13 protein-coding genes and 2 pseudogenes are annotated in these 15,182 nt (G+C 36.6%); 10 read left to right on the top strand and 5 right to left on the bottom strand.

From position 1 onward, the window contains the following. Positions 1–296: 296 nt before the first annotated feature. Complete coding sequence (locus tag VB797_RS02535; protein WP_323236049.1) at positions 297–1,643, bottom strand: pentapeptide repeat-containing protein; 1,347 nt, start codon at positions 1,641–1,643, stop codon at positions 297–299. A 228-nt stretch (positions 1,644–1,871) separates the two neighbouring features. Continuing rightward, complete coding sequence (locus VB797_RS02540; protein WP_323236050.1) at positions 1,872–2,543, bottom strand: pentapeptide repeat-containing protein; 672 nt, start codon at positions 2,541–2,543, stop codon at positions 1,872–1,874. Positions 2,544–2,816: 273 nt separating this feature from the next. Between VB797_RS02540 and selD the strand changes: the two genes are divergently transcribed. Further along, positions 2,817–5,081 (top strand): selenide, water dikinase SelD, encoded by a 2,265-nt coding sequence (selD, locus tag VB797_RS02545; protein ID WP_323236051.1) that lies wholly within the window; start codon positions 2,817–2,819, stop codon positions 5,079–5,081. Between the two features lie 13 nt (positions 5,082–5,094). Here selD and VB797_RS02550 read toward each other — a convergent pair whose 3' ends face one another. Together VB797_RS02550 and VB797_RS02555 are read right to left on the bottom strand one after the other, a co-directional pair. Next, positions 5,095–5,781 carry an ankyrin repeat domain-containing protein gene (locus VB797_RS02550; RefSeq protein WP_323236052.1) on the bottom strand — a complete coding sequence of 229 codons (687 nt, stop codon included), beginning with the start codon at positions 5,779–5,781 and terminating at the stop codon, positions 5,095–5,097. A 100-nt stretch (positions 5,782–5,881) separates the two neighbouring features. Continuing rightward, a complete protein-coding gene (locus VB797_RS02555; RefSeq protein WP_323236053.1) occupies positions 5,882–6,382 on the bottom strand; it encodes a methylated-DNA--[protein]-cysteine S-methyltransferase in 501 nt (166 codons plus the stop codon). Between the two features lie 592 nt (positions 6,383–6,974). On the opposite strand from VB797_RS02555, the pseudogene VB797_RS02560 reads away from it, so the two are divergent. The 5 genes and pseudogenes from VB797_RS02560 to VB797_RS02580 form a co-directional block, all read left to right on the top strand. After that, positions 6,975–7,727, top strand: a pseudogene (locus VB797_RS02560) (DUF4419 domain-containing protein); the annotation flags it as partial. Positions 7,728–8,417: 690 nt separating this feature from the next. Then, a complete protein-coding gene (locus tag VB797_RS02565) occupies positions 8,418–8,966 on the top strand; it encodes a TRAP transporter small permease subunit (RefSeq protein WP_323236054.1) in 549 nt (182 codons plus the stop codon). Then, on the top strand, positions 8,959–10,305 hold the full coding sequence (locus VB797_RS02570; RefSeq protein ID WP_323236055.1) for a TRAP transporter large permease subunit: 1,347 nt from the start codon (positions 8,959–8,961) through the stop codon (positions 10,303–10,305). Before VB797_RS02565 ends, VB797_RS02570 begins: the two co-directional genes overlap by 8 nt. A gap of 61 nt (positions 10,306–10,366) precedes the next feature. Continuing rightward, positions 10,367–10,783, top strand: a complete 417-nt coding sequence (gene arfB / locus VB797_RS02575; RefSeq protein WP_323236056.1) for an alternative ribosome rescue aminoacyl-tRNA hydrolase ArfB — start codon at positions 10,367–10,369, stop codon at positions 10,781–10,783. A gap of 106 nt (positions 10,784–10,889) precedes the next feature. After that, positions 10,890–11,291 carry a fasciclin domain-containing protein gene (locus tag VB797_RS02580; protein ID WP_323236057.1) on the top strand — a complete coding sequence of 134 codons (402 nt, stop codon included), beginning with the start codon at positions 10,890–10,892 and terminating at the stop codon, positions 11,289–11,291. A gap of 244 nt (positions 11,292–11,535) precedes the next feature. Here the strand turns inward: VB797_RS02580 and VB797_RS02585 are convergent, their stop codons facing one another. Next, positions 11,536–12,135 carry a DUF4126 domain-containing protein gene (locus VB797_RS02585; protein ID WP_323236058.1) on the bottom strand — a complete coding sequence of 200 codons (600 nt, stop codon included), beginning with the start codon at positions 12,133–12,135 and terminating at the stop codon, positions 11,536–11,538. A 110-nt stretch (positions 12,136–12,245) separates the two neighbouring features. Between VB797_RS02585 and VB797_RS02590 the strand changes: the two are divergent. The 4 genes and pseudogenes from VB797_RS02590 to VB797_RS02605 all read left to right on the top strand — a co-directional run. After that, a pseudogene (locus VB797_RS02590) lies at positions 12,246–12,356 on the top strand (peptide chain release factor-like protein); the annotation flags it as partial. 125 nt (positions 12,357–12,481) lie between these two features. Further along, the gene (locus tag VB797_RS02595) at positions 12,482–13,006 is read left to right on the top strand and encodes a tetratricopeptide repeat protein (RefSeq protein ID WP_323236059.1); all 525 of its coding nucleotides are present in this window, start codon (positions 12,482–12,484) and stop codon (positions 13,004–13,006) included. Beyond that, complete coding sequence (locus VB797_RS02600) at positions 12,991–14,082, top strand: sensor histidine kinase (RefSeq protein ID WP_323236060.1); 1,092 nt, start codon at positions 12,991–12,993, stop codon at positions 14,080–14,082. Before VB797_RS02595 ends, VB797_RS02600 begins: the two co-directional genes overlap by 16 nt. Positions 14,083–14,129: 47 nt before the next feature. Next, positions 14,130–15,182, top strand: a complete 1,053-nt coding sequence (locus VB797_RS02605) for an RNA-binding domain-containing protein (RefSeq protein ID WP_323236061.1) — start codon at positions 14,130–14,132, stop codon at positions 15,180–15,182.

Raw genomic sequence — 15,182 nt, forward strand, 5'->3', positions numbered from 1 at the left:
CCTATTCCCTATTCCCTATTCCCTATTCCCTATTCCCTACTCCCTATTCCCTATTCCCTATTCCCTACTCCCTATTCCCTATTCCCTACTCCCTATTCCCTATTCCCTATTCCCTATTCCCTATTCCCTACTCCCTATTCCCTATTCCCCAATGAACAGAAAGCCAAAATCAAGAAAATTTAATAGTAATTTAAAAATTTAACTGGTAAGCACAAAAGGTGGCAAGCACCCTGGTAATGTAAAAAAAATTAATGTTTGAACGTTTGGTAGATGAATGATAATAAATTAGCTAACGATCAATATTCACCTACAGCCATTTTGTGTAGCTGCGGTTTGAACTTGGTTCCCTTAAGGATTGTTCCTTCCAGGTTAACATCGTAGCAATCGGTACAATTGAGATTTGCAGCAGTTAAATTAGCACCACTAAAGTTGGTTTCGTAAAGAATTGCCTTTTCAAAATCGGTTCCCATGAGATTTGCTCCACTTAGGTTGGCTTCTCTCAAGGAAGCTTTAGAAAAATTCGCAAAATAAACTTCTGCTTGTTGAAGTTTGGCTGAATTAAGATTTGCTTGTCGTAAGTCAGCTCCACTTAAGTTTGCTTGCTGCAAATTGGCTCCAATTAACCCAGTTTCGTACATTTTGGCTTTATCAAGTTTTGCCGACTGTAGGTTAGCTAAAAATAACTTTGCTCCCGCTAAGTTAGCAGCTTTGAGGTTAGCTCCCATCAAATTAGCTTTATAAAGGTTAGCTCCCACTAAGTTAGCTGCACGTAAAGAAGCTCCAGCTAAGTTAGCATCTCGAAGATTAGCACCATACAGCAAACCTTTATTTATAATTGAACCAGCTAAATTAGCACCTTTTAAGCTTGCTTGTTGCAAGTTGACTTGATAAAGGTTCGATTGCGAGATTGTAGCACCATCGAGGTTAGCACGATACAGGTCGGTTTCCTGCAAACAAGCTCCACACAAGTCCGAGTTACGTAAATCGGCTCGTTGTAGATTCGCATTACTCAAGTCCGCTCCCCGGATTTGAGCATTTCTTAAATTAAGTGTTTTATTTTCTGGGTCAAAACTAGCATTTCTTCTACCGATCGCGGTGAGTGCTGCTTGAATATCTGTAGGAATTGTTGTAACTTCGGTGCTTGCCTTAAGTTTTGTAAAATTGGTTAATTTCGGAGTTATACCATTTTCTCTGACAAAAGCTGTCAGAATTTCCATAATTGTCCAATGCTCTTGAGAAGAGTCTTGAGCAACTCTTTCTAAAACATAAATAGCTCCGACACGAGTAGCAACGCAAGAATTTCCAAGTTGAGCGATCGCGCTCATCAAGCGCTCTGCTAGTAGCTTCTGTTGATTGAGTTCTATATTTTTTTGATTTATTTGGTTGTCTTTATGAGCTGCTAGCAAACTTTTTTCCATTATTACGGTGCGCTTAGCTCCATAATAAGCATTGATAATTATTGCCAATCCGAGAAAAAATCCGGTAGAAGTCATTAAAGCCTGACTTTTGTATTCGATTCTTTCTTCATTTGACAATCCTTCTATTTTTGAAATCGCTGTGAAAATGAGAATTGGTGAAACAGAAAAAAAGATTGTTATTCCTATTAACCAATTCGTTAGAGAGTCTGTCTTTTTAGCAGACATAAAAGCAGTATTCCTCACAACACAGAATTCTTACCGAAAGGAGTGGGATTAAAGAGTATATCATTTGTCCTAAAAATGCAATATCTATCGAAAGTGGCAATCATTGTAGCTGCTGGACAGCTCGTAGATTGTCTTCAATATAATGCCCTGATGATATTCTCTGGCACGGTAATATTACGTAGATAACCTCTGTGCGATGATTGTGGAAACATCGCTGTCTTTATCGCTTTACAAATATTGATTAGCTTTGTTACCGCAAAACTTAGCTTCTCTTAAGTTAGCTCCATCAAAGTTTGCACCGTCGAGGTTCGCTCCCTGCAAATTAGCTAAAAACAAATTAGCATTACGCAAATCAGCATGAGTAAGATTTGTACCACAAAGATTTGCTGCACTTAATATAGCACCACATAAGTTAGCGCGAGTAAAATTTGCGTGACAAAGATTTGCTGCACAAAGTAATGCACCATTTAAATTAACATCTTCTAGATTCGCGTTTACTAGGTTCGTTCGGTAAAGAATTGATTGCTGTAAATTAATTTTTTTTAAGTTAGCTCCCCGAAGATTTGCACCTCTAATGTCGGTGTAACTTAAGTCAATCTTATCTCTACGCAAGTATTCATTTATATCCGGATTAGTTACAAAATTTAACGCAATTTGAATATCGGTGCTAATTTGGGCAATTGGATTTATCTCATCATCATTTAATAACTTTAGCGACCGATTTGTTTGAATAAATTTAGTAACTATTTGAATAATGCGATCGTATTGTGCGGGATATTCGTCAGCTATTTGTTGCAAATTATCAATAGCAGTTAATCTTTGTTCTATATGAGGTTCACTTAGTTGTTCTATGGCAGCTTTTAAACGCTTTTTTATCGTTTTATTATCGGGTACTCTCATGATTGATATTAAGTAAGTATATAATCACAAAGTTTTCCTAACAAGATTTGCTTTTTATCCGGTTTTTTAGAATACATAGTTAATACTCAATTAGCTGTAAATTCGTTACAATAAATACTTAACTATATAATCAGATAAGCAAAATGTTTTCTGTTAATATATCGTATTTTAATTCAGTTTGATTCGATAATATAAAAAATTTTGAATCAGATGGTGGTCGGGGGAGATGGAGAGAAAATATTTTATTTAAATCTAAAACCCAAAATTGATTATATGCAGCAAAATATACAGCCTTTACAAAAAAATCTTGTATTAATTGGTGGCGGTCATTCTCATGTGATCGCGCTAAAGATGCTTGGGATGGAAGCTTTACCGGGAATTCGGATAACTTTAATTACAGATTATAGCGATACTCCTTATTCCGGAATGTTACCCGGACACATTGCCGGATTTTATACTCATGAGCAATGTCATATTGATTTACGGAAGTTAGCAAATTTTGCTCAAGCACAACTATATATAGATTGTGTAACTGGAATTGATTTGGAGAACAATCAAGTTATTTGCGCAAATCGTCCTAATGTTAATTTTGATTTATTATCGATTGACATCGGTTCGACTCCTGCAACAATTTCCGTACCGGGTGCTACAAAATATGCAATTCCAGCAAAACCTGTAGGGAAGTTGCTGCAAAGTTGGGATGAGTTGGTGGAAAAAATTGAGGAAAATCCCCAAAATCCTCTAAAAATCGGAATTGTTGGTGGTGGTGCTGGAGGTGTAGAGTTAGCGCTGTCAATGCGGGGGAATTTACAGCAGTATGATTCTAAGCAGGAAATTCATTTATTTGGTCGCGATCGCCATTTATTATCTCATCACCATGCTTCTGTGGGGAATTGGTTGCGGAGGATGTTAATTCAGCGTGATATTAAACTGCATTTGGGTGAGACAGTTTGTCAAGTTGTACATCAAGAAAATATAGAAAGATTTAATGTTAGATGTGAATCGGGGTTAGAGGTAGAATGCGATTATATATTTTGGGTAACTCAAGCTTCTGCACCAAAATGGTTGAAAGCAACGGGAATTACCACGGATGAGCGGGGATTTATTTTAGTTAACGATAAATTACAGTCGTTATCGCATCCCTTGGTGTTTGCTGCTGGAGATATTGCGACGATGAAGAATCATCCTCGTGCAAAAGCGGGGGTTTTTGCGGTACGTCAGGGGAAACCGTTATTTGAGAATTTGAGACGTAGCTTGTTGGGAAAAACTCTTAAGAAGTATAGACCGCAGAAAGATTATTTAAGTTTAATCGGTACTGGGGATGGAATGGCGATCGCAACTCGTGGATGGTTGACTTTACCACCTCACAAGTTGTTATGGGATTGGAAGGATTATATTGACCGGAAGTTTATGGAACAGTTTCGGGATTTACCAGGGATGGGGGGATGGGGGGATAGGGAGATGGGGAGAAAATTATTAACTCCTCACTCCTCACTCCTCACTCCTAACTTACTTCGTTGTTCTGGATGTGGTTCTAAGGTTGGTGGTCATGTTTTAGAAAAGGTTTTACAGCGGATTCAAGAATCACAACCGATTGAGGAACGAGAAGATATTGTTATCGGTTTAAGGTACCCAGATGATGCTGCTGTGGTCAAGGTACCCACGGGAAAGGTGATGGTACAAACGATTGATTATTTTACTAGTTTAATTAATGACCCCTATATTTTTGCACAAATCGCCGTTAATCATTGTTTGAGCGATATTTTTGCAATGGGAGCAATTCCGACTAGTGCTTTGGCTTTAGCAACTATTCCCTACGGTACATCTTCCACGGTTGAGGAAACTTTATTTCAATTATTATCTGGTGCGGTGAAACAGTTAAATCAAGCACGAGTATCTTTAATTGGGGGACATACTATTGAAGGGGATAAATTAGCATTTGGCTTATCTTGTAACGGTTTGAGTCAGGAAAATCAACTTTTACGTAAAAGCGGAATGTTAGTTAATGACGTTTTAATTTTAACTAAAGCTGTGGGTACGGGGACATTATTCGCTGGTGAAATGCGTCGTCAAGTTAAAGCAAGCTGGATCGATAATGCTGTAAAATCAATGTTGCGATCGAATCAAGCTGCATCTGTATGCTTTTTACAATATGGTGCAACTGCTTGTACTGATATTACGGGTTTTGGTTTAATTGGGCATTTATCGGAAATGGTCAAAGCATCTTTAATCGGAGTTACCTTGAAGCTTGATAATATTCCGATTTTGGATGGAGCGAGGGAAACTGTAGAAAAGGGAATTGTTAGTTCGCTTTATCCGGAGAATCTTAAAGCTTCTAGCTATATTACGAATTCACGAGAATTTGAATCTCATAGTAATTATCCCTTATTATTCGATCCGCAAACTTCGGGTGGTTTGTTAGCTTCAGTTTCTGTTGATAAAGCTGATAATTGTTTGAAGAAGCTGAAAGAATTGGGTTATGAGGAAGCTGTGATTATTGGTAGGGTTGGAGGAGAAGAGGGGATAAAATTGGTTTAAACGCAGAGTTTAGTTAAAGATTAACTCGACCCCATTCAAATGTATTTAAATCTAGAATGTAGTCGGTGGAGTTTTCAATATAGTCTTCTCGTGTAGAAAGTTTACCACCAGTAATATAAATTTGAGATGGTGATTGATATTTTGCTTTGTGTCTGCTTATCCATCCGGGTTTATCTCCGGTGGTTTTTACCTTTTCTATTTGAAATGTATCGCAATCCAATCGGTAAACTGGGGTTTGATTGGGAATTCTTGCGCTCTGATAACCTAAACTTCCAATAATATAGATGTAATTTTCTGCTAATGTTGCTGAATGGAAGTCGGTAGGAGGGAAAACATCGCTGGGATAACCGTAAATTTGAAAATTACCTTTACCATCAAAGACAACTACATCATTACCATTTGGTGTCCGATAATTAATATCTGTTCCAGCATCCAATAGAAATTGGATTTTATCAAGATTTCCCGCTTTAACAGCAAAACCAAGTACTGTATCTTGAAATTGACTTTCTACAGCATTAATATCGGCTCCATTTTCTACGAGGAAGCATACCATATCAATACTTACATCCGGATTACTTACCGCGATCATTAATGGTGTCTGACCTGAATCTTTATCTATAAGATTAATATCAACACCTTGATTAATTAACCGAGCGACTTCCTTTATATTTCCGCTCTTTACATAGTTAGGAATTTTCATATTTTTTGAGAATCATCAAGAAATACTTATCAATGCTAATCATTTATTTTATACTCGTCAATTTAGTAATTTGGACAATCAAATATTGGCGATCGCATTATTACTGTTCGCTGTTCCTTTCCCGATTTAACAACTCCCGTTTGCGATCGATTCCCCAACGATAACCACCAAGACTGCCATCATTTTTAATCACGCGGTGACAAGGTACAATTAATGCTGTAGGATTAGCACCGCAAGCGTTACCAACTGCACGAACTGAAGACGGTTTATTAATTTGCTTTGCTATATCTATATATGTAGAAGTTTTACCGTAGGGAATTTTTTGTAATGCTTGCCAAACTTGTTTTTGAAAAGCTGTTCCTCTTACATCCAAAGGTAAATCGAGATGCGGTTGTTTTCCGTCGATGAAATTGAGAATCGCTTTTATCCAATCTTCATGAACGTTATCAAATATTAATTCCGCTTGATGAAACTCTTTGTAAAAAATCTGCTCTAATTCTGCCTTTGCATCTCCCAACTTAACGCTACAGATTCCTTCTTCGGTTATAGCTACTAATAAGTAACTTAGAGAGCAGGGAACAATTGTGTAATTTATAAGCATCTTTTTACCGTAGTTTATCAAGCTTTAACTATGTTGCTGCGCTAATTGATTTTTTCAGGAAATTTTATTAATTTGTAGCACCAAGGTTTTAATATACTAATAAATTAGTTATTTGATTTTAAATTTATTCAAGTAGTTCTAATGTAGAATTTTTGATTACGCTGTCGCGATCGCACACCCTACAATTATTTTTTTCGCGATGATTATCGATCAAAAATAACCTTACTAGACGCAAAGAGCGCAAAGGTAAGAAAAGAGTGTAGGAGTTATAATGAATTGCTTTGTATTAAGGATGTTTCAATGAGTAAAATCGCTTCAATATTGCATCACAATAAAAAGTAAATATGTTTTAAAGTTGATGAAGTAGAGGTTTTTAAAAACCTTTTACCATTACAAAGTTGTTTAAAACAGTTAGAAGAAAGATTAAATTCGCCTTTAATTGCTTTTAGTCACGGTGAAAATTTTCAAGTTGTCGAGCAATCTAACAAAAACACGATTGAAAGTACACTTAATTTACATTCTCTTGTAAATGCGGTTCCTTTCGGCCTTTCGCGAGCATCGTCCTTTGTTGCTAACTCCCGATGCTATCTGGATGACCATTGCTCAGGGTTTTGCTCAACATATCAATAATAATGCAGAACGGTTACGTTATCAATTCGTTGATCGTTCGAGTAAAATAAAATTAAAAGTTGTCCTTGAGCAACTTAACGACGATCAAGATTGGCAGCAAACTATAGAATTATGGTCAAAGAAGATTGGTGAAAACGTTAAATCCGATCTTGCTACTTTGATGGTATGTGATTTTAGTACTACTACCCCAATTATCCACACTGCTAGTCAAGTTGTGATGATGGATGCTTTGAAACAGTATTTTGATTATCGGTTATATGCAATTTGCGGTATCCCTTGGATAACTATACAAGGAAGCGTTGATGATTGGAAGAAGATTCGCGATCGCATTGAAGTTATTGGTGAATATGATTTGCAATGGTGGACTAAAAGGTTATTGCCAATTTGCGATACACCGTATTGTGTCGGCTTTGCCTATCGCATTATTGAAACGGTTGCTGGTAAGCCAAGTTTAGAATTTTGGCAGCACATCTGTAAACCCAAATCAATGTATGGGGGAGAGGTGATTACTGGGTGGTTAGCGGATTTGTTTCCTTATATCAAGGATGACATTACCAACTCTTCCACATATAAAAATCCGATTTTAGAGAAACCACGAGAAGAATTGACAATTGCTAATGGAATTTCACCACGAATGTTCCCTAATGGAATTTCTCAAGCTTTATTTTCCTTAAGTACTTTTCAAGAAGAATTTCAATTGGAATTAGTAGCAGGTTTTATCGGAGTTGCTCAAAATCAACAAAATGGTTGTCTTCATCCAGAAATTGGTTGGGGAGTCAGACAGCAAGATTATTTTGTCAGAATATTAAATCAATTAGAAAAGCAACATCAACTTAATTTACTCGGATGGTACGCAACAAAGGACGTTACCTACAAATTACGATGTCTACAGACAAGTAGTAAAAGCATATCCAGAGCGCACACCCTTGGAACTGACTTTGGGAGTAAAGGATAATTCGGTCGAGAAAGCCGAACCAATTAGTAAGTAAAAAAATTGTAAAAAATTGATTTACTATTACTTTTTTGGAATCCTCAATCTCTCCTTGGTAAAATAAACCTCCGTTTTATCCCCCAAACTATCTTTTTGATTCGAGAATATCTGGTTGCTACGATATGCGATCGTTTGAAGCTGAAATTGGTTGATGAATGCGGAGCAGAAATTTATCTTTTATAGGACTTACGCATTGACAGAAAATGCAAAATATGGATGTGGGGAAAGCCATATCTATCGTAGGGGTTTAGCAGTGCTAAACCCCTACTCATAAACCATCAAAGCCTGAAATGACCTCTAATCGTGAATGTATACCATAATCAATTTGTACAGTTAATTGCGAACTAGTTAACATAAATCTTCCCCCTTAGAGATGTAAACTACTTTTACGCAGGTTGAGAAAGGTAGCAGGTCTTGGAGAAATTATTAAAAGTATCAAGAATCATTGATGCCATTAACGAAATCATTGGTCAAATAACCACTTGGCTAGTATTAGTTCTGGTAATTATTGGTGGATGGAACGTGATCGGTAGATACGTAGGACGTTTAACTGGCAGTAGTTTGAGTTCCAATGCTTATATTGAAGCTCAATGGTATATTTTTAGCTTAATATTCTTTTTTGCAGCAGCTTACGCGCTCAAACATAACGAACACGTCCGAGTTGATGTATTTTACAGTAAATGGAATCCCCGTCGTCAAGCACTGATAGAAATATTGTGTACGATATTTTTCCTAATTCCATTTTGTATTTTAGTCATATTCTATTCTTGGGAAGCCGTTGTTAATTCCTGGTCAATTTGGGAAACTTCTTCAGACCCAGGGGGTTTACCGCGATATCCGATTAAAACAGTAATAATCATCTCTTTTGCATTGCTGATATTGCAGGGAGTTTCTCAAATTATCAAAAACTTAGCTATTTTCAAAGGTTATACACAGCTTTCTGAGGAACACCGTAATGATTGATTGGCTGGGACTATTAATGTTTGTCGGTGCTTTGGTTTTATTATCCTTGGGGTATCCGGTAGCGTTTTCCTTGGGTGGAGTTTCAATTTTATTCGCTTTATTAGGAACCGCATTGGGGGCTTTTGACCTGCAATTATTCGGCTTAATGCCGTTGCGGATTTTTAAAATCATGGCGAACTCCACACTGTTAGCTATTCCCTACTTTATCTTTATGGGGTCGATGCTGGAAAAAACGGGTATCGCCGAACGTCTTTTGGAAACGATGGGGATTTTATTCGGACGTTTGCGGGGTGGTTTGGCTTTAGCGGTGGTGATCGTTGGAGCTTTATTAGCAGCTACGACGGGAGTTGTTGCAGCAACGGTAGTCGCAATGGGTTTGATATCTTTACCAATAATGTTGCGCTACGGTTACGATAAAAAGTTAGCCACCGGAGTTATTGCTGCATCGGGAACGTTGGGACAAATAATTCCTCCTTCAGTGGTGTTGGTGGTACTTGGCGACCAGTTGGGAGTATCGGTAGGAGATTTATTCATCGGTTCGATAATTCCCGGTTTGATGATGGCCGGTTCTTTTGCTTTATACGTGTTGATTGTCGCCTTTTTGAAACCGGAAATTGCTCCAGCATTACCCATCGAAGTGAGAAATATTGGTGTAAAGGCTTTAACAGCAAAAATATTTCAGGTCATGTTACCGCCGTTGATATTGATATTGTTGGTATTAGGAAGCATATTTTTCGGATTTGCTACACCCACGGAAGCGGGAGCGGTAGGCTGTATCGCAACAATAATTCTAGCTGCTGCAAATCGTCAACTTACTTTGTCTGCATTAAGTCAAGTTTGTAACGCGACTATGCGAATTAGCAGCATGGTGATATTTATCTTATTTGGCTCAACTGCTTTTAGCTTGGTATTTATCGGACTTAACGGAGACCAATTGATGATGGATATTTTAAGTAGTATCCCCGGTGGTCAAGTGGGATTTTTAATAGTAAGTATGACAGTAGTGTTGCTGTTAGGCTTCTTTATCGACTTCTTCGAGATTGCCTTTATAGTTGTACCGTTATTTGTCCCGATCGCAAAGCAGTTGGGAATTGATTTGATTTGGTACGGGGTGCTTTTGGGAGCGAATTTACAAACCTCATTTTTAACACCTCCGTTTGGTTTTGCTTTATTTTATCTACGTGGTGTTGCACCAAAAGAAGTAACTACTGCTGATATTTACCGGGGAGTAATTCCGTTTATTTTAATTCAGCTATTTGTCTTGGGATTAATTATTGTTTTTCCGGGAATTGTCACCTTCTTACCTTCCTTGAAGCCGGGAGTTGTGACTGGTTCCTAGTTTCCGACCGGGAACGAGATAATGTATAAATAAAAGATTTATTGTAATTATTTAAGTATTTATGCTGCAAATTTCTCGAAACATAATTATTTGCGATCGCGAAATTGAAGTGAGTGCAATTCGTTCTCAAGGAGCGGGTGGTCAAAATGTCAATAAGGTTGCAACAGCGATTCATTTACGTTTCGATATTAATGCTTCATCGCTACCGGATTATTATAAAGAGCAGCTTTTAAAGTTAAATGATAACCGAATTACCCAAGATGGAATTATCATAATTAAAGCGCAAGAATATAGAAGCCAGTTAAAAAATAAAGAAGATGCGATCGCTCGGTTAAAACAACTGATTAAAAGTGCAGTTGTAATTAAGAAAAAACGTAAACCTACTAAACCAAGTAAAAGTTCGCAAAAAAGACGTGTTGATTCCAAGAAAAAGCGGAGTCAGATTAAATCGAATCGGAAATCAGTTAGTGATGAGTAGATTAGGTTAAAGAGTTAACTTTTGGATGCGATGACTAAAACCCTACGTGCGATTGCAATACGGATATCTTAGTTGTACAATATATACTAAAAGTAATGGTGAAAACATGGCAGATATAGTTGATATTGCTGTTAGTGCTGATTCTTTTAAAACCCTAGTTCAAGCCGTACAAGCTGCTAATTTAGTAGAAACCTTAAAAAGTAGTGGACCTTTTACAGTTTTTGCACCTAATGATGAAGCTTTTGCCAAATTACCGACCGGGACTATTCAAACACTGGTGCAAAATCCTTTTGGGTTAGCAAGAATTCTCACATATCATGTTGTAATGGGCAAATTAATGCAGGCTGATTTAGCAAAATTGAAAACTGTAAATTCTGTAGAAGGTTCTACTATTAATATTAATTGTACTGATAAATTTGAAGTGAAAAATGCCACAGTTTTAGCAGCAGATATCGAAGCTGATAATGGTGTAATCCATGTAATTGATACGGTCATTCTTATGGGTTGATAGCTTCGGTTCTTCAGTAAAAAGGGATGCTATTAAAATAGTCGTTTTAAGGTAGTAGACAGTAGGGAGAAAATAGTTAGTAGGTTGGGTTAAAGGTGTAAAAATAAACTTATTGTTGAAGAATTGAGATATACCTTTAATTCAACATCAACGTTTTGATTTTAGAGAATTATTCGTTTTACTTGCCATGATGATGTTGGCTTTCTCTAGGAATTATAAACATAACTCCTTAGCGTTTGAATTTCTAATCCAGACTATTTTTCATCTTCCGTCTTCGCTTCCGCTTTGCAATAAACTTAAAAATACGACGAGTACCATAAATTATCAGAAAAATAACCAGCAACATCGTTAAGGTAGGTAAAGCGATCGCTAAAATCGAGATAACTATAGAAGAAATCGCTTCGACAAACCCAACAATCGGTCCTCCCATACCAGCCGTTGTAACAGATGCACCTAACCTAGAGATAGATGTTCCTAATTCCACGGTTTCGGCAGTAGCTCCCCCAGCAATCACCGTCAAAATCCATAAAAAAGTTGGATCAAAATCTCCAGCTATTGATAAAGTTGATGCAGTAATAAACATTCCTACTATCGGAGCAAGACCTATTTCGATAGAATCAAGAAAATTACTCACCCAAGGAATAAAGTAAGCAAGTACTTCAACTGTTGCTGCAATACTCAGAGTAATAATTGCGTTTTGAGTCGTCAACCATTGCCAATCAGAAGATAGCTGGAGCATTCCTCCATGAGCAGCAATACTCAGCGCTAAAGGTGGAATAAACACTCGAAACCCACAAGCAGCGCTCAAACCAATACCCAAACACAAAGCCGCAATAATATTCATGCAGTCGAACCAATATTTTTATGTCTTGTAATAATTCAACCGAGATAAATGCAGTTGAATCATCTCATTTTTTAACACAAATTTTGGCAGATGATCGAAATCACTCAGGATTGCAAATTTATAATAATGTAATTATCCCCGATCACGAAATTGAAGTTAGTGCAATTCGTTCTCAAGGTGCTGGAGGACAAAATGTAAATAAACTTGCTACCGCTATTCATAGAAACAATTGGTAGCATTACTGGGTAACTATTATTACCTCGTTGTTGCGTATATGTCGAGTAATACAGAAGCCTTCGGCGATCGCGTTAGTAATTTAATTAGTCAGGCTGAAACTTAGGAAAAGTTGGATCAATACGAGCAAGCCCGAAAAATTCTTCAAGAAGCCTTAGAAATTGCTCCCAATAATGTGGAGGTTTTAAGGCAGTATGCTAAAGTTACAGCAAAGTTAGGTAAATTAAAAGAAGCATTTGACATATTTGATAAGGCTCTTGATATTAGTCCAGATAATGTAGATGTCTTAAGAAACTATGGTGCGGTATTGGTAGATGCGAATTATTTAGACAAAGCAATAGTCATTTTTAAGAAAGCGATTATAATTGCTCCAAATGACGTAAAAGTATTGAGTTCATATAGTAAAGCTCTGCGGATAATAGGTGATATTGAGAAACGATTGTTTATTTTAGAGCATTCGATGCAAATACAGCCTGATAATATTAGAACTCAAGAAAGCTATATCAAGGTTATCGATGTTTTGAGAAAGCAATCGCTAATTCTGATGATAAAGAACGAACATTACTTTACAGTGCTAGAAGTATCTTTGCGACAAAGCCTTACAATGATACTGCCGTGCAAATGCTACAGCAAATAACTAAGGAATCACCGCGTTACGCAGAAGCGCTGGAAATGTTAACCTTAAATTTTAGCCAAGAAGACTATTTTGGTATGGTTAGCACCATTGATTCTCAAAGCGGTTTAAGCGACACCGAAATGCTGAACCGAGCAATGTATCACAAAATTGCCAATGAGGTTGTTATCCTCAAAAGCATTGCTTCACGCATTTTACATTTTTCTCAGAGTGAAGACTACCTATTGGGCAGTATTATCAAAAATATTGAGGATGTATCGGAGCAGATAGATCATCGCAAAGCAGAGCAAAAGTCAAAAATTGCCGAAATCCCATGTGATGACTATGGAGAAATACTAGCAATTATTTCTAAGACTGCTCACGATATTTCCGATTTTGTTAATAACGAATTAGCAACAATTAAGTCTAAAACTCAACGAGCAATGCGGAAACTTCATCCTGACACTCCTCAGTATCACCAGTTCAATAAGTTACTTGCTCAATTAGAACTTACCCAAGCAGCACTAAATGACCTGAAAGCAATAAATGAGGGAATTACAATTAAACCTCATCGTTTTCTAGTTAAGAAATTGTTTGAAAGATGGGAAGCAAATCCGGAAATTGATCGTGCAAGCATTTATTTAGAGATTTGTAATAGCAACCAAGAATTTGAAGGTGACGAAGAAAAAATTAAGAGCGCACTTCAGGAATTGATAGAAAATTCTCTTAAGCATAATACTAATAAATCAGATTTAGAGATTCACATTACTTGCAAGGATGTAGTAAATCCTTCAGGAATTCGGGGTTATAACATTCCTGGAGAGCAAAAATATCTTTCTATAGAGTTTTCAGATAATGGTAAAGGTGTACCGGACGATAAAAAAGATTGGATATTTCAACCTTTAAAAACAACTTCTCCTGAAGGAAAAGGAAGTGGGTTGGGACTTTTTATTATTCGCAAGACTTTGGCTAAAATGAATGCTTACATCCGTGAAAGTGGAAATAATGGAGTTAAGTTTGAAATATTCATCCCATATAAAAAAGGTTATAAAACTACAAGCAATCATGAAATAAACAATTATACACGAATTAGCCTATAAACATGAACTATCTTTTAATCTGAACTAATACGAGGCACATTAAATAGATGCAAACTGAAAATATCCATTTGCTTTTAGTAGAAGATAATCCTCGCTTTATGGAGGAATTAAAGGAGTGGTTGCAGGACTTTGGCTATCAAAATATTGAAACAGCTTCAAGTGCGGCTGAAGCAACTCAAAAACTCAATCAATCATTTGATGTTTTAATTTCTGATATGCGAATGGAACAAGATGATAGCGGTTTCGTTATTGTTGAACAGGTGAAGATGCGAAATCTTTCTTCAGTGGTAATTATATTAACAGCTAACGATACTGTTCCAGATTGTAGAAATGCTTTAAAAATGGGGGCTTGGGATTATATCTCTAAAAATATGCGGGGAAATGTATTTGAGGTCTTACACCAATCCATCCAAGAAGCAATTGCATATTTTAATCGTTGGGGAAATGTCCAAAATGAGCAGTGGATTGATGAAAATCTAGAGGTTTTAGAAAAAAACTATTGGGGACAGTATATTGCCGTCATTAATAGAACTGTAATTGATGCTGATGAAAATAAAGAGGTTTTAGAAAAACAAATTGAAGAACGGAAACTACGACGTTTTCTGACTACTTTTCGTAAAATAGGTGATTTTCGCTCCATAGAAGAATTAATCAAGTTATCAGAAAGCCCAATCCTCGAATATAAAAGTACCTTGCAGTGGGATGTTAATAAAAATCATAAAAATGAAAGTCTGAGATTAAGTGTTCTTAAAACAATTGCAGCATTTCTTAATTCCGATGGAGGAACTCTTATTATTGGTGTAGAAGATAATGGTAATATATTTGGTTTAGAAAAAGACCTCTCATTACTTTCCAAGAACAATATTGACCAATTTGAACAAACAATCGTTAATCTCATCTGCGATCGCATTGGTGCAAGCTTTACTCAATTAGTTAAAATTAGATTTGAAAATATCGAAGGTAAAGATATTTGCGCTGTTGACGTTAAAAAATCAGCCAAACGAGCTTTCATGAAAGGTAAAGAGAAACTGGAATTTTATATTCGAGCTGGTAATACTTCTAAATCTATTGAAGTCCCAGATATCTATAATTATATGTAG

Source organism: Rivularia sp. UHCC 0363, from assembly GCF_034931125.1.
Lineage (GTDB): Bacteria > Cyanobacteriota > Cyanobacteriia > Cyanobacteriales > Nostocaceae > Rivularia.

What these genes read in the sequence shown, in the direction of transcription:
- VB797_RS02535 (WP_323236049.1), bottom strand. Translation starts at nt 1,643, where the DNA reads ATGTCTGCTAAAAAGACAGACTCTCTAACGAATTGGTTAATAGGAATA.
- VB797_RS02540 (WP_323236050.1), bottom strand. Translation starts at nt 2,543, where the DNA reads ATGAGAGTACCCGATAATAAAACGATAAAAAAGCGTTTAAAAGCTGCC.
- selD (WP_323236051.1), top strand. Translation starts at nt 2,817, where the DNA reads ATGCAGCAAAATATACAGCCTTTACAAAAAAATCTTGTATTAATTGGT.
- VB797_RS02550 (WP_323236052.1), bottom strand. Translation starts at nt 5,781, where the DNA reads ATGAAAATTCCTAACTATGTAAAGAGCGGAAATATAAAGGAAGTCGCT.
- VB797_RS02555 (WP_323236053.1), bottom strand. Translation starts at nt 6,382, where the DNA reads ATGCTTATAAATTACACAATTGTTCCCTGCTCTCTAAGTTACTTATTA.
- VB797_RS02570 (WP_323236055.1), top strand. Translation starts at nt 8,959, where the DNA reads ATGATTGATTGGCTGGGACTATTAATGTTTGTCGGTGCTTTGGTTTTA.
- arfB (WP_323236056.1), top strand. Translation starts at nt 10,367, where the DNA reads ATGCTGCAAATTTCTCGAAACATAATTATTTGCGATCGCGAAATTGAA.
- VB797_RS02580 (WP_323236057.1), top strand. Translation starts at nt 10,890, where the DNA reads ATGGCAGATATAGTTGATATTGCTGTTAGTGCTGATTCTTTTAAAACC.
- VB797_RS02585 (WP_323236058.1), bottom strand. Translation starts at nt 12,135, where the DNA reads ATGAATATTATTGCGGCTTTGTGTTTGGGTATTGGTTTGAGCGCTGCT.
- VB797_RS02600 (WP_323236060.1), top strand. Translation starts at nt 12,991, where the DNA reads ATGCTACAGCAAATAACTAAGGAATCACCGCGTTACGCAGAAGCGCTG.
- VB797_RS02605 (WP_323236061.1), top strand. Translation starts at nt 14,130, where the DNA reads ATGCAAACTGAAAATATCCATTTGCTTTTAGTAGAAGATAATCCTCGC.